Source organism: Stieleria magnilauensis, from assembly GCA_007753675.1.
GTDB classification, from domain to species: Bacteria; Planctomycetota; Planctomycetia; order Pirellulales; family Pirellulaceae; genus Stieleria; species Stieleria magnilauensis.
Map to the genome: position 1 here is coordinate 1364335 of CP036432.1, position 13729 is coordinate 1378063.

A 13729-nucleotide genomic window follows, 5' to 3' on the forward strand; every position below is an offset into this window, starting at 1 on the left:
CATTCTTTCAGACCGATTCCCATGAATCAGCCATCATTTGCGTTCAATCGCCGGCACTTTTTCAGGACCAGTTCAACCGGTGTGGGCGTCGCGGCACTCGCCAGCCTGCTGGGCACGTCAGGCGGAGCGTCAGCGCAAGCGGCGAGCGGAGGATTGTCCGCCGGGACACACTTCGCGCCAAAGGCCAAACGGATCATTTACTTGTTCCAATCCGGCGGCCCTGCCCAGCAGGACCTGTTTGACTACAAGCCGCTGCTCAACGAAATGAATGGTCAAGAGATTCCTCCGGCGGTACGCGGCGAGCAACGGCTGACCGGCATGTCCGTCAACCAATCGTCTCTACCGCTGGCTGGCTCCGCATTCAAATTTGCGCAGCACGGCGAGTCGGGGGCGTGGTTGAGTGAATTGCTGCCGCACCATCGCGACATTGTGGACGATGTCTGCTTCATCAAGTCGATGCACACCGAAGCGATCAACCACGACCCGGCGATCACGATGTTCCAAACCGGATCGCAAATCGCGGGACGACCGTCGTTGGGTGCGTGGCTGTCGTACGGACTGGGAAGCGAAAACGAAGACCTGCCGGCATTCATCGTGCTGGTTTCGGCGGGCCAGGGAGGCCAGCCGTTGTACGCAAGATTGTGGGGCAACGGATTTCTGGATTCCAAGTACCAAGGTGTGCAGTTTCGCGGCGGCAGCGACCCCGTCCTGTATCTCTCTAATCCAGAAGGCATCCCCGCGTCGCGTCGCCGCGCTCAGTTGGATGCCATCAACGGGCTCAATCAACATCAGTTTGCCAAAGAGCTCGATCCAGAGATTGAATCGCGAATTGCGCAGTACGAAATGGCTTACCGGATGCAAACCTCGGTGCCGGACGCGGCTGACTTTTCCGACGAACCCGAGTCGACCTTCCAGCTGTACGGGAACGACGCCAAGACGCCGGGCACGTTTGCGGCCAACTGTTTGCTGGCCCGACGACTGGCCCAGCGGGACGTCCGGTTCATCCAGCTTTACCATCAGGGCTGGGATCAGCACTCGAACCTGCCGAAACAAATCAAGGGTCAGGCTGCTGAAACCGATCAAGCCTCAGCGGCGTTGGTGAAGGACCTCAAGCGACTGGGACTGCTCGACGACACGCTCGTCATTTGGGGCGGTGAGTTTGGCCGCACGTCTTACACCCAAGGCGTTTTAACCACGGACAACTACGGCCGCGACCATCACCCGCGTTGCTTTACCACGTGGATGGCCGGCGGAGGCATCAAGCCCGGCATGACCTACGGAGAGACCGACGAGTTCGGATACAACATCATCCGCGATGGCGTGCATGTTCACGACTTCAACGCGACGATCCTGCACCTGATGGGAATCGACCACGAACGTCTGACCTTCAAGTACCAGGGCCGCCGATTCCGTCTGACCGATGTCCACGGCGAAGTCTTGCATGACGTCCTGGCCTAATTTCCGACCATGCGTGCCTGACGGTGCGAGCGATTACGATGCAGGCGGCGATCGCCAATGGAAGAAATCAATCAGGTGTTCCGTATAGAGTTGTATCCATTCGACCAACTCCGGATCCAAGAACGGCTAAGCGTGCTGTTTGGAAAATCGCTGGAGACCATCGTCAAACACGCTCTGCGTGAGACCGTCTTCGACAAAAATGCTTGTCACGCCGAGACCGGAGACTTCATGGATGTTCCTCATCTCATCATCGAAAAACAGCATTCGATCGTACTCCACTTCCGTTGTCGTGCGAAGGGATTCGAAGTGCTTCAGCTTGGATGACGGGTAGATCTCGGAGTACGCAAAGCGATGTGTCGCTTCCAAGAGCTGTAGCAGCTCCCTTGCCCAGCTTGGTTGCTCCGTTCTGGATGCCACGGCGGTGACAATCTGCCTCTTATCACAGAAATCGAGCACCTGCATGACATCAGAATATAAACGCACCTGCCTGCCGCCGCGATCGACGAGTCGCCCGTGCTGCATCCGGAATGGAGGCGAGAGGCAGTCACACCACGTCCCGCCACAATCCCAGAGGGTGAAGTCAAGGTCGAAGACGATTAGCGCGGGTAAAATCACGGTCGTGAATCTTGTAGGTTCGGTCGCCTAAAAACAGAAAATCGCATCAGTTTGCCCCGTCAGCACCTTCAACGGTTTCAAACGTGTCGGATCCAATTCTCATGTGCCACTGCATTTCTCGGCGCAAACGCTTAAGCTTGATGGTTGAAAACAGACTCTCACCGAAACGCGAGGAACTCAACTGAGATGAACGTCATTGTAGATTTGTGTGTCGTCCCGATGGGAGTGGGGGTCTCGGTCAGCAAGTACGTCGCAGAGTGCCAGAAGGTCTTGCAGGAAGCAGGATTGGAGCACCAGCTGCACGCATACGGCACGAACATCGCGGGTGACTGGGACGAGGTGTTCGCGGCGATCAAACGCTGCCATGAACGTGTTCATGCCCTCGGCGCGCCGCGAATCACCACCACCATCAAAGTCGGCACCCGTACCGACCGCGAGCAATCGATGCAGGAAAAGATCGACAGCGTGACGGACAAGAAGTCATAACGGCCGTCCGGAGGGCGTGCTCTTGGGCAGTCCTCCGCACGGTCGCCCGAAGCTTCTCCCGTGCTGCTCTGTCCTTTGGTACCTGCGATCGTTCACACGGACCAAAGGGTTATTCTGGGCGATTCACGGCGAAGTACTCATTTTAACTTCTCGACTTCGGCCAGAATCGTCTTCGTATCCAATCGCTGACGATAATTCGTGTCGCTATGCGCGAAGACGACCTTGCCGTTCTGATCAATGATGTAAACGGCCGGTACCGGGAGTGCATGATGATCGCGACCCGATGCCTTTTCCAAGTCGATTCCGAAGCCCTTGTATCTTGTCAGCGTTTTTGCATCGACCGTGAAGGCGAGGCCGAATGCCTTTGCAGCGTTTACGTCGGCGTCTGAAAGAATGGGAAACGGGATCGAATTCTTTGTCACGTTTTCCGTCGAGTTCTTGGGACTATCAGGACTGATTGCCACCAGATTCACGCCATGCTCTTTGAGCTGCGGGTAGATCTTGATCAAGTCCTGCGTGTGCCTGGTGCAGAACGGGCACCACCCGCCTCGGAAGAAAACGAGCACGGCGGGCCCGTCTTGATGGAGCGACTGAAGTGATACCGCGTTTCCCGCCGCATCCGCGACCGTGACATCGGGAATGGAGCTGCCTACTTCCAGCGGCTTGGTGCCGTCGGGCGCTGATGCAATGATTCGATCTTGACCGATGCCGCTGGTGGCAAGCAGGCAGGAAGCAACGCAGGTGAAAAGCGTTGTTCGATAGTTGGCGATTGGCATTTTTTATTCGTCTGAAAGAGGGTCTGAAATCCACGCAGTGGAATGGTCATTGTACGGGCGACGGATTCGGTGATGCTGGCAAACCTCCAGAAACGATAGACTGACTCATCAATTTTCGGAGGCGGATCACGGTTCGCTCAATCCCCAATCGAAATCGAGAGACGAGTTGGAGAACGAATTCGCGATCACGGCATCGTAGGAGTCTCCGTTTGTTCGTCGAGGCAACTGAAACGAACCGCTTCCGTAGCGTCATTCGCTATTCAATGGCCATCGGATTGGACGTTCCGCCAAAGAGTCGCATCCGCAGCATGACCCGTCTGCTGATCACACGCCCGTTTGCGATTACTCATGCTTGGCTCCTTCGTGACACACGTTAAAGCAGCGGTGTAGTGCGACGCCGCTATGATTCATTCCTGCATGCTAAAATCTCCAATCGGCGTTCGCAATTCGTGAGTGTGTCCATTGAAGAATCCGCACAACAAGCAGAGGGAAGACGGTGCCGAGACCAAGCAAAATTGAACCCGTACTGATACGTCCCGAAGACTGGCTGAAGAACTCCAGCCCACCTCTTGGGTCGCAAGAGGGGCGTCATTTTGGCGTCGATTGCGTCGTCATCCGCTACAGCACCGACGTGATCGGTGAGGGACCCAATCTACATGTACATCCGTACGACGAGATATTTCATATTCTGGAGGGACGCGCCCTCTTTACCGTGGGCGAGCGACAATTCGAAGCGGCGGCTGGTTCGCTTGTGATTGGTCCGGCGAACGTGCCGCACGCCTACAAGAATCTAGGCCCCGGTCGCTTGGACTCGGTCGACTTTCACTTGAGCCCAGAATGGATCCAATACGACCTGCCTCGCGATGACGAGTCGCTGAGCGCGCCGACGCTTTCGTAGGTGCGGGGCGATGCAAACACAGACGCTCCCTTCAGGCTTCGATCAGGCGGACGACCCGTTTCCCGGCCGTGTGCCCCACTTCCAGCGCGAGCAACGCGTCAACGACCGAATCCAATGTATGCACTTCCGACAAAACCGGCCGGAGTTCTTTGTTGTTCACCATCTCGCAGAGCACTTCAAGGTCTTTGCGAGTCGGGACCGAGAGGTATCGGCACAGTCGCTGCTTGGTGAACGGCGAAAGGACCAGCGGCTTGAGCAATCGAGCCCAGAAACGCAATCCGGCCGCACCGGTGCCGCTGTTGCAAATCAACGTTCCGGTCGGCTTCAGGACGCGACGGACTTCGGACAGATCGCGGTTCTCGACATTGTCCAAGATGCAGTCGTATTGAAGCCTGGACTCGGTGAAATCGTCCTTCTTGTAATCGACGACATGGTCGGCACCGAGCGACTCGATGAGCGCTACATTTGAACTGCTGCAAACACCGGTCACTTCGACGCCAAACATTTTGGCGATTTGCACCGCAAAACTCCCGATGCCGCCCGAAGCTCCATTGATCAGCAACGATTGGCCGGCCTGCAGTTTGGCGACATCCCGCAGCGCATGCAGTGCCGCCAGCGCGGACGTCGGCAGGGCAGCGGCTTCGACAAAGGACAAGCCCTCAGGTTTCGCAGCCAGTTTCTCCGCGGACACCGAGACATACTCGGCGCAGCTCCCCGGACAGTAACCAAACACCTCGTCGCCGACGTCAATACCGACAACTGCGTCGCCAACCTCTTCGACCACTCCGGCAAAGTCGTAGCCTGGAATGCCTGTGGTCGGCCGAAGCCAGCCCGATTCCATGCGGACAACAAAGGGCTTGCCACGAACAGTGAAGCAGTCACCGACGTGTAGGCCCGCCGCGTGCACGCGCACCAGAACGTTTGCATCTTTGATTGCCGGAGTGGGGACCTCGCCCACTCGTAAATTTTCCGGCGGACCGTAACCATTCGCGAAAACTGCTTTCATGTCGAGCCTACTTGGGTGTGAGCCACAAAGTCATGACGGTCGTGCCCCGTTTAATCGCCATCGGCGAAACGGCCTGTCGATTTAATCGATGTTCACAAATAAACAGGCCGAAAAGCCGCCGGGCGGATGGCTTGCAGGCTAACACTTGCCGTGACTTTCAAACTCCAACTCCATCCGCTTGATGCTGGGCGCATCGTAAACCACCAGTTCAATGCGTTGACTTCCCTGTTGAAGGCTCCACTTACCCGGGAGGATCTGCCTGCATTCGAAATCGTCCGACCAAAGTAGGCGACGGCCGCAGGGCAGTACCAGGCCTCTCTCATAGACCGAAATCTTTGGAAACCAAAACCAGGCTGCAGCCATCCCGGCGGCCATTGCGAGAAAAACGGCAATCACAAACCGATACCCCCAGATAAAGTTGCCTGTCGGGATGCGTCCCGAGCCACGTACGAAAATGGTGCCGGTGGTTTCCAAATTCCACAACCCCATCAGCCCCAGCACCAACATGATGGTTCCCGCAACACACAACCCCCATTTAAAGATGGGGGCGGGCGTCGACCATTTCAGGGGACCTAAATCCATCGCACACTCCTCGCCAAACACACTGGTTCTTCGTTCGTCGGATCAACCAAAACAGATTTGTAACAAAGCGGTGGCACGAAAACGACGGATCGCCGTACACGCCGTCAGAGAAAAACGCGTCACGTCCTTAATCTTCAAGATTCATTCGCTTGCTTGTTCAGTCACGACTGTCTGTTGACGTTCCGCGATCAGATTCATGGCGTGCTCTTCGCCCCATTGCTTGAGTAACTGCAGGACTGGCTCAAGCGATTTGCCTTCTTTGGTCAGCTCGTATTCGACTCGCGGCGGCACTTCGGCATAGACGATCCGGTTAACCAAGCCACTGGCTTCGAGTTCGCGAAGTTGCTTGGTCAACATCCGCTGTGTGACGCAACCGATTTTCCGCTTGAGTTCACTGAAACGAAGCCGGCCATCGAGCAAATAGAAAAGAACGATGCCTTTCCACTTGCCGCCAATCAACTCCAACGTCGCTTCGACCGGACAGGCGGGTAGCACGTAGCTGGTGTGCCGGGTTTTGTTAATAGTATCCATTTTGTGCCTACCTGTCTGAAATGTGCGTACTTGTTTGCGTGAGGCGTACCCGTATTATGCACCCGGACAAAGCTTTGAGTAGTGGACGAGGCGACGAGTCCCTGGTTTCGTGAATCGCGGGGGACTCGTCGCCTCGTCCACTACCAGCTGAGCCTGAATGGACTCGTCGCCTCGTCCACTACCAAACCTGTTTCCCTCACCCCTTACAGAGAAGATAAACACGATGAAAGCGATGCTCATCCATGCCTATGGCGAAGACGCGACCTTTGAAGCTGCGGAGGTTGAGAAACCCGACGTGAAGGCCGGCCACGTGCTGGTCAAGATCGCCGCTTCGAGCGTGAACACGGTCGACACGATGATACGCAGCATGGGAAAGGACTTGCCTTTGTCCCCCGACACGCCCGCCATTCTCGGGATGGATTTTGCCGGAACGGTTGAGGCAGTCGGCGACGGAGTGACGGACTACTCCGTCGGCGATGAGGTCTATGGCTGTGCCGGCGGGTTGGCTGACTTGCCCGGCGCGTTGGCCGAGTACATGGTCGCCGACAGCCATTTGATTGCCCACAAACCCAAGAACCTGTCGATGCGAGAAGCCGCCGCATTGCCGCTGGTCGCGATCACGGCCTACGAAGGCTTGGTTCGCGCGGGCATCAAACCGGGCCAAAAAGTTCTCGTGCATGGTGGCTCGGGCGGCGTTGGCCACGTCGCGCTGCAACTGGCCAAGCACTGGGGCGCCGACGTCTACTCAACCGGTGGCGGCGAGAAACAGCTGGCGCTAATTGAGCGACTGGGTGCGACCGGAATCAATTACAAGACTGAGACGGTTGAGCAATACGTTGCCAAGCACACCGGCGGGGCGGGGTTTGATCTGGTATTCGACTCGGTCGGCGGTGCAAACCTGACGAACTCGTTTGAAGCGGCAGCACTGAACGGTCAAGTCGCGACGACCGTCTCGATGTGCGAGCTGGATTTGACTCCGGCCCACTTCAAGGGGCTGTCGTTGCACGTCGTGTTCATGCTGATTCCGATGCTGCACGATTTTAAACGAGAACAACACGCCGAAATCCTCCGCGACTTGGCTCAGATCTGTGAGTCCGGTGGGCTCAAGCCTGTACTGGATGAAGAACCGTTTTCGCTCGAACAAGTCGGACAAGCCTACGCTCGCTTGCAGAGCGGAAAAGCGATGGGCAAAGTCGTCGTCGAAAACTAATCACCAAAGAACGTCGACGGAATCATTGACGCGGTAGTGGACGAGGCGACGAGTCCCGTAGTTTCAAACGGTCAAGGAGGACTCGTCGCCTCGTCCACTACCAGCTGAGACTGAATGGACTCGTCGCCTCGTCCACTACCAGCTGAGACTGAATGGACTCGTCGCCTCGTCCACTACCAGCTGAGACTGAATGGACTCGTCGCCTCGTCCACGATGGGAAAGGAATTCAGTGCACTGCATATCTGCTGAGAAACATTTCAACCGTGTGCGCGACGATCTGATTTCGTTTGCGGCCTGAGGGCGGGGGCTCGCCGTGGACAATGATCGGCCAGAACGCGAAGGTGCGCAGCAAGCCGACGAATTGCATCGCTGCGAACTCTGCGTCGGCTTCGAGAAGGCAACCGGATGCCTGCGCCTGCTTCATCCATGTCGTCACTCTCCTGATAAAAAAGCGTTGATCGACCTGTTGGCCAGCATCCGGTTCGCCCAGCACACGCGACAATCCGGCTCGGGAAAGAGCCTGAACGTCCTCCGACGTGAAGAAGTCGATTTCGGTCTGCGCAAGTTCCGTCAATTGCTCGACGAGGCCTCGCGAAGCGTCGAACTCGCACTCCGGAAGTCGCTCGACGCGAAACTTCAACTCCTCGACAATCGCATCAAACAGGGCTTCCTTGCTGTCGAAGTGGTTGTACAGGGTTCGCTTACTGACCGATGCGGCGTCAGCGATGCCATTCATGCTGGCGGCGAAATAGCCGTACTGTTGAAACGCCTCCACCGCGGCTTGCACGATCGACGCTCGCTTGCGATCCGTCAGTCGGTCCCGCGGCTCTTTTTCGCGACTTACACTCTGGGGTTTACTTTTTCCGGGCATGAGATAAAGTGTACCGCGCGGTTTACTTTTTGCAAGTCATGGCGTGGCCTCTTTCACTTGACAAGTTATGCATCTTCGAGAACACGGCGTCGGCTTTATCGTCTTTGTATGCGGTCTGACCATCACCGGTTGTGCCCCGCAACAGGACGATCCCGTCCCCACTGAAAAGCCTCCCAAGCCGGTCACAATCGCTACCTTGCGGCAAACTTCTCCGACAAATTCCCAATTCATGACGGGGTCGGTTGTGCCTTGGAAATCGGAGCAGATCGGGTTTGAGGTGGCCGGACGCGTCGCCGAAGTCATCGAGCCGAACGAATTTGTTTCGCCACAAATCGGTGGCCAGACCGATGACCGGCGACCAGGTCCGACTCCGCTGGCCCGTCTCGATGATGAAGCGTTGAAAATTGCCGTCGAGTCGGCCTACGCCAGCGTCGAAGTCGCGAAACTGAACCGTGATGCGAATCTTGTCACGATTGAGCAGCAGTTGCCCGCACAGATCGAATCGGCAAAGGCCGAGGCCGACCTCGCCGACATCGAGCTGTCCCGCGCGTTAGAGCTTTCGAAACAGAATGCCGTTTCACTCTCGGAACTTGACGCCACTCAAACCAATGCATCGACGACGAAATCTCGCCTTGCCAGTTCCCGGGCCGAGTTGGCTCAGGCGAAAGCTTGCCAGCTGGCACTCGAAGCTCAAATCCTGCAGGCCCAACAGCAACTCTCCGAAGCCCAGCGCAGCCTCCGAAACGCCGTGCTCTACAGCCCGTTTCCCGGGCTGGTTTCACAGATTCACGCCGTCCCCGGCACGTATGTCAAAGAAGGCGATCCGGTGGTGACGGTACAGATGATGGATCCGATGACCATTGAGTTTGAGGTGACAGCCCGCGACTCTCGCCGCTACCGTCGCGGTGACATGTTGTCGGTCCAAGTGACCGATGGCAGCGGAACGTCTCGCCAGCTTAGCGGTATGGTGTACCGGGTCGATACGGTGGCTGACCCGGCGGCGCGAACTTTTACCGTGACGCTGCATGTGCGCAACGAGATCGACGACTCCGCATACCAGTCACCGGACACTGACGAGCCGATCGCATGGACGGATCAGATTACACCGTTGAACATCGGGCCCATGATTACGGGCGACCGCCGACAGCTTGTCGTTCGCGAAGCGGTTCATACGATCGGCGGCCAAACGTTTGTCTGGAAGGTCACCAATCGTCGTTGGGGAACTCCCTCGCCACCGGGCGATCGTCTGCTTTCGGTGACAAAAGTCCCCGTGCGAATCACCAGCGACGTGATTCCCTATCTGGGGCGGTGGAAATTCGTCGCGATCGAGTTCACCGACCCGAATCAGGAGTTGGACGTTGATCATGATCTAATTACCGGCAAACTTTTTTTCAAGGCGAGAGAGTCAGAGCCGTCTATCGCCGCGGCAAGCGAACGTCCCGATCTGGAAACGTGGCGCGGTTCCCGGGTGATGCTTGACGAGCAACGCTGGCTGTTGCGATCCGGCGACGTTGCGCAAATCTCACTAACGACCGACGAACCGACCGATGGGTTCTATGTCCCGATGAAGGCTGTCCGGGAAGAACAGGGGCAGACCTTTGTCCACGTGCTCGATGGCACTGAGAGCCAAGCGAATGCGCGGCGAGTGTTTGTCGGCGTCGCCGAAGGGGAATCGGTCCTCGGTGAAACGGTTCTGCTTCGAATCTCATCGATTTCGAGGCAACAGTTGCGTGAGGGAATGCAAGTCATTGTCGAGGGCACGCACTACCTCAACGACGGTGACCGTGTGCTGGTTTTCCCGCTCGGGGGCGCCCAGCAATGAGAGGTCTTCCCGAGTTCGCAGTGCGTCGCCCGACGATCACGATCACGCTGGTGTTGTTGCTGGTCGCTTGGGGCAGCGTCAGCTTCATCACCATGCCGCGCCGCGAAGACCCCGAATTCACGCTCAAGATCGCCGTCGTGACCACTCGGTGGCAAGGTGCATCGGCAGAGCAGATTGAAAAACTGGTGACCGATCCGCTGGAAGATGCGATCGACGGATTGGAAGAAGTCCGGTTGATTCGATCGACATCCAGCAGCGAACAATCCGTCATTTTCGTCGAACTCGAAGACAATGTGCCGGGCGCGAGGGTGGACGACGCTTGGGATCGCGTCCGCGCCCGGATTCGCAACGTGCCAATGCCTGACCAAAGCATTTCGCCGTTTCTGTTCGATGAATTTGCCGATACCAGTGTTTTGCTGTACGCCGTCCACCAACGGCCGCTCGACGGCGACTCGGCCGTTGATCCGAAGTACGCTTACTCGCCGCGGCAACTGGATCTGTTCTCCGAACGCATTCGTGATTCGCTTCGGCTTCTGCCGGGCGTCTCGCAAGTCGGTCGGTACGGAGTCCAGGAAGAAGCAATTTACATCGAGACCGACGAAGGGAACTGGTCAACGCTGGAGCTGACGACCGCTCAAATCGAATCCCTCGCAAAGTCGCAAAACATCGTCGCGCCGGGCGGAAGGATCGACGGCGAAGACGGTCGTTTTTTTGTCAAGCCCAGCGGTGATGTCAGCGCGGTGGAAGCGTTTGACTCGTTGGTCGTCGGTGTCGTGGCGTCCGGTGATGAATCGGGCGATGCAGGTTTCAATCAAGTTCAACTCAAAAACATGGGGTTAAACGTTCGTCGTGGCTACAGCGACCCGCCCCAACGCATTTGCCGCTACGGAACACCCCAGTTCGAGACGCCCGCCATCATTCTTGCGGTCTCCATGAAATCGGGCGCAAACATCATTGACATTTGCGACCGTTCCAAAGAAAGCGTCGCCCAGCTGCAAAGCACGGGGGTGTTGCCGCCCGATTTGTCGGTGTCCATCATTTCTGATCAGTCGGACAGTGTGAAGCATCGAATTCGCGAGGTTGGCGTCAACATCGTCCAGGCGATTCTGGTGGTTGTTGTCCTGGTGTACTTGGTTGTCGGCTTTCGCACGGCCGCCGTCATGGCGGCCAACATCCCGTTCGTTGTCATCTCGTCGCTGGCGATCATCACGCTTTTCGATGTGCAACTGGAACAGATGTCGTTGGCATCAATGATTATTTCGCTCGGATTGTTGGTCGACAATGCAGTCCAGGTGTGCGACCAGAGTCGTACAAACCAGATCGCCGGGATGAGCCCGCGTGATGCCTCCGTTGCGGGCGCAAAAATGCTTGGTCCGTCGATGCTGAGCGGCACCGCGACAACGGTTGCCGCTTTTGTCCCGATGTTGATTGCGATGGACGGTGCCAATCGTGAATTCATCTACAGCCTGCCAATCACGCTGTCCGTCATGCTGGCTGTCAGTTGGGTTCTGGCGATGACTTTCTGTGTCATCCTCGCCGCGTGGTTCATACGGCCGCCCCAAGATCCGACTCGTCCAACCGCGCCGCTGCCCTGGTTGATGGGAAAACTCGGAACCGCGTGGCGCAAGCTTGGCCGAAAGAAGGACGCAGCCGCAGCTTCGCAATCCGCGACCCAACATGGCGGTTTCTATCGAATCTACGCCAACGCGGTGAGTTGGGCACTACGTCATCGCTTGGTCACCATTCTCGCCTCGATCGGAATGATTGTGCTTGCGACCCAGCTTCCGGTTTCGAGCGAGTTCTTTCCACTTACTCAGCGCGACCAATTTGCCGTTGAAATCTATTTGCCCGAGTCCGCTTCGATTGAACAAACCAACGGCGTCGCTCGCCAAGTCGAAGAGATGATCCGTGCGCTCAGCCCGCATGTCGATGCCGAAGGAAGGTCACACCAGCGTTTGCTCAATATGCGAACCATCGTCGGCGGAGGTGGATCGCGCTGGTACCTCGCATGGGAACCGGAGACCCAGAAGCCAAACTACGCCGAAATCCTGATCCATACGACCAAGGGAGAATTGACCCACGACTTTGCCGAGCAATTGCGTGCCGTTGCGAGGCAGGGAGATGAATCGTTAGGGCTGTCACCGATCACCGGCGCTCGAGTGGTGCCTGTCGAACTGGCGCTCGGCCCGCCCGCAGATCCCGTCGTGTTGCGGGTCATGGGGAACGGGCTCGCCGACGCCGACGAACTCAGACGGATTGCGAATCGCGTCAAGTCGATCGTGGACGCCGAGCCTGAGACTTGGGACGTCAACGATTCGTGGGGCGTCTCCGGCCAGCAGTTGTTCGTCGCTGTGGATTCCGATCGGGCGAGCCTTTCGGGGATTCGCAACGCGGAAGTCGCGTCAACGCTTGACGCCTACTATTCCGGAAAGCTGCTGACGATGTATCGCGAGGGTGACCGGCAAATCCCCGTTTACTTTCGGTTGAATCCCGAAAGCCGGCGGTCGCTTGGTACCGTGAACAGCTCCCACATCGAAACCCGCGTCGGCAAGGTTTCACTGGCAGCCATCGCGAACGTCGAACCGCAATGGCGTTTGGAAACCATTGATCGACGCAATGGAAATCGAACGATCGAAGTCAGATCGCGGATCAACTACGGGGCGTCCGGCAACGACATCACGACGCGAGTCTTCAACTCCGCGCCAATGAGAGAGTTGAAAGCCGAGTTGCCTCCCGGATTTCGCATCGAGATCGGCGGCGCGCTTGAAGAGTCGATGAAAGCCCAGTGGAAAATGTTTCGTTCATTTGGCATGTCATTCATCGCAATCATCTTGTTGTTGATTTTTCAGTTCAACAGTCTTGCCCGTACGTCGATCATCATCGTGACGTTGCCGCTTGCGCTCGTGGGAGCACTGTTCGGCCTCTGGGTGACAGACAATGCGTTCGGATTCATGCCCCAACTTGGCGTGCTGGCGCTGTTCGGAATCGTCTTGAATTCGGCAATTTTGTTTGTCGAGTTTGCTGACATCGTCATGAAGGAAAAAACGTCCGGAACCGACCAGCCATTGACGCGCCAAGCCTATCACGAAGCGATCGTCGACGCCGCTCGACAGCGGCTGATGCCGATCTTTTTGACGACCGCGACGACCGTGGGCGGACTCGTTCCTCTCGCCCTCGACGGTGGGCCGCTGTGGCAAGGTCTGGCATGGCTGCTCATCTTTGGCTTGACCTTCGCCACAGTACTGACGCTCTTCGTCGTCCCGGTCCTCTATTCCTTCCTGTCGCCGGCGTCTCGTCATTGAGTCGGCTAACGTAGTGGACGAGGCGACGAGTCCTGCGGCATAACCAAAAACCAACGTAGTGGACGAGGCGACGAGTCCCCGGCCAAAGACCAAAACCAACGTAGTGGACGAGGCGACGAGTCCTGCAGCAAAACCAAAAACCAACGTAGTGGACGAGGCGACGAGTCCTGCG

At 57.2% G+C, this 13729-nt stretch carries 12 protein-coding genes; 6 read left to right on the top strand and 6 right to left on the bottom strand.

Annotated elements, in window-relative coordinates:
• Window positions 1–21: 21 nt before the first annotated feature.
• The gene (locus tag TBK1r_RS04975) at window positions 22–1458 is read left to right on the top strand and encodes a DUF1501 domain-containing protein (protein ID WP_145207798.1); all 1437 of its coding nucleotides are present in this window, start codon (window positions 22–24) and stop codon (window positions 1456–1458) included.
• A gap of 126 nt (window positions 1459–1584) precedes the next feature.
• On the opposite strand, the gene TBK1r_RS04980 is transcribed toward TBK1r_RS04975, so the two are convergent.
• Complete coding sequence (locus tag TBK1r_RS04980; protein ID WP_145207799.1) at window positions 1585–2073, bottom strand: magnesium-dependent phosphatase-1; 489 nt, start codon at window positions 2071–2073, stop codon at window positions 1585–1587.
• A gap of 186 nt (window positions 2074–2259) precedes the next feature.
• Here TBK1r_RS04980 and TBK1r_RS04985 point away from each other — a divergent pair, with 186 nt between their 5' ends.
• A complete protein-coding gene (locus tag TBK1r_RS04985; protein WP_145207800.1) occupies window positions 2260–2559 on the top strand; it encodes an MTH1187 family thiamine-binding protein in 300 nt (99 codons plus the stop codon).
• 137 nt (window positions 2560–2696) lie between these two features.
• On the opposite strand, the gene TBK1r_RS04990 is transcribed toward TBK1r_RS04985, so the two are convergent.
• Window positions 2697–3335, bottom strand: coding sequence for a peroxiredoxin-like family protein (locus TBK1r_RS04990; protein WP_145207801.1), 639 nt, complete (start codon window positions 3333–3335; stop codon window positions 2697–2699).
• A 496-nt stretch (window positions 3336–3831) separates the two neighbouring features.
• Between TBK1r_RS04990 and TBK1r_RS04995 the strand changes: the two genes are divergently transcribed.
• On the top strand, window positions 3832–4233 hold the full coding sequence (locus tag TBK1r_RS04995) for a cupin domain-containing protein (RefSeq protein ID WP_145207802.1): 402 nt from the start codon (window positions 3832–3834) through the stop codon (window positions 4231–4233).
• Between the two features lie 31 nt (window positions 4234–4264).
• Here the strand turns inward: TBK1r_RS04995 and TBK1r_RS05000 are convergent, their stop codons facing one another.
• From TBK1r_RS05000 to TBK1r_RS05010, 3 genes are all read right to left on the bottom strand, one after another.
• A complete protein-coding gene (locus tag TBK1r_RS05000; protein WP_145207803.1) occupies window positions 4265–5239 on the bottom strand; it encodes an NAD(P)-dependent alcohol dehydrogenase in 975 nt (324 codons plus the stop codon).
• Between the two features lie 138 nt (window positions 5240–5377).
• The gene (locus TBK1r_RS05005) at window positions 5378–5821 is read right to left on the bottom strand and encodes a hypothetical protein (RefSeq protein WP_145207804.1); all 444 of its coding nucleotides are present in this window, start codon (window positions 5819–5821) and stop codon (window positions 5378–5380) included.
• Window positions 5822–5962: 141 nt separating this feature from the next.
• Window positions 5963–6352 (bottom strand): winged helix-turn-helix transcriptional regulator, encoded by a 390-nt coding sequence (locus TBK1r_RS05010; protein WP_145207805.1) that lies wholly within the window; start codon window positions 6350–6352, stop codon window positions 5963–5965.
• A 223-nt stretch (window positions 6353–6575) separates the two neighbouring features.
• On the opposite strand from TBK1r_RS05010, the gene TBK1r_RS05015 reads away from it, so the two are divergent.
• Window positions 6576–7562, top strand: a complete 987-nt coding sequence (locus tag TBK1r_RS05015; protein ID WP_145207806.1) for a zinc-dependent alcohol dehydrogenase family protein — start codon at window positions 6576–6578, stop codon at window positions 7560–7562.
• 226 nt (window positions 7563–7788) lie between these two features.
• Here TBK1r_RS05015 and TBK1r_RS05020 read toward each other — a convergent pair whose 3' ends face one another.
• Window positions 7789–8433 carry a TetR/AcrR family transcriptional regulator gene (locus TBK1r_RS05020; RefSeq protein WP_145207807.1) on the bottom strand — a complete coding sequence of 215 codons (645 nt, stop codon included), beginning with the start codon at window positions 8431–8433 and terminating at the stop codon, window positions 7789–7791.
• Between the two features lie 67 nt (window positions 8434–8500).
• Between TBK1r_RS05020 and TBK1r_RS05025 the strand changes: the two genes are divergently transcribed.
• Complete coding sequence (locus TBK1r_RS05025) at window positions 8501–10255, top strand: efflux RND transporter periplasmic adaptor subunit (RefSeq protein WP_145207808.1); 1755 nt, start codon at window positions 8501–8503, stop codon at window positions 10253–10255.
• Window positions 10252–13557, top strand: a complete 3306-nt coding sequence (locus TBK1r_RS05030; protein WP_145207809.1) for an efflux RND transporter permease subunit — start codon at window positions 10252–10254, stop codon at window positions 13555–13557. Before TBK1r_RS05025 ends, TBK1r_RS05030 begins: the two co-directional genes overlap by 4 nt.
• Window positions 13558–13729 lie beyond the last annotated feature (172 nt).

Excerpts from the sequence above, each read along its gene's own strand:
- TBK1r_RS04975 (WP_145207798.1), top strand. The coding sequence starts at position 22 with ATGAATCAGCCATCATTTGCGTTCAATCGCCGGCACTTTTTCAGGACC.
- TBK1r_RS04985 (WP_145207800.1), top strand. The coding sequence starts at position 2,260 with ATGAACGTCATTGTAGATTTGTGTGTCGTCCCGATGGGAGTGGGGGTC.
- TBK1r_RS04990 (WP_145207801.1), bottom strand. The coding sequence starts at position 3,335 with ATGCCAATCGCCAACTATCGAACAACGCTTTTCACCTGCGTTGCTTCC.
- TBK1r_RS05000 (WP_145207803.1), bottom strand. The coding sequence starts at position 5,239 with ATGAAAGCAGTTTTCGCGAATGGTTACGGTCCGCCGGAAAATTTACGA.
- TBK1r_RS05005 (WP_145207804.1), bottom strand. The coding sequence starts at position 5,821 with ATGGATTTAGGTCCCCTGAAATGGTCGACGCCCGCCCCCATCTTTAAA.
- TBK1r_RS05010 (WP_145207805.1), bottom strand. The coding sequence starts at position 6,352 with ATGGATACTATTAACAAAACCCGGCACACCAGCTACGTGCTACCCGCC.
- TBK1r_RS05015 (WP_145207806.1), top strand. The coding sequence starts at position 6,576 with ATGAAAGCGATGCTCATCCATGCCTATGGCGAAGACGCGACCTTTGAA.
- TBK1r_RS05020 (WP_145207807.1), bottom strand. The coding sequence starts at position 8,433 with ATGCCCGGAAAAAGTAAACCCCAGAGTGTAAGTCGCGAAAAAGAGCCG.
- TBK1r_RS05025 (WP_145207808.1), top strand. The coding sequence starts at position 8,501 with ATGCATCTTCGAGAACACGGCGTCGGCTTTATCGTCTTTGTATGCGGT.
- TBK1r_RS05030 (WP_145207809.1), top strand. The coding sequence starts at position 10,252 with ATGAGAGGTCTTCCCGAGTTCGCAGTGCGTCGCCCGACGATCACGATC.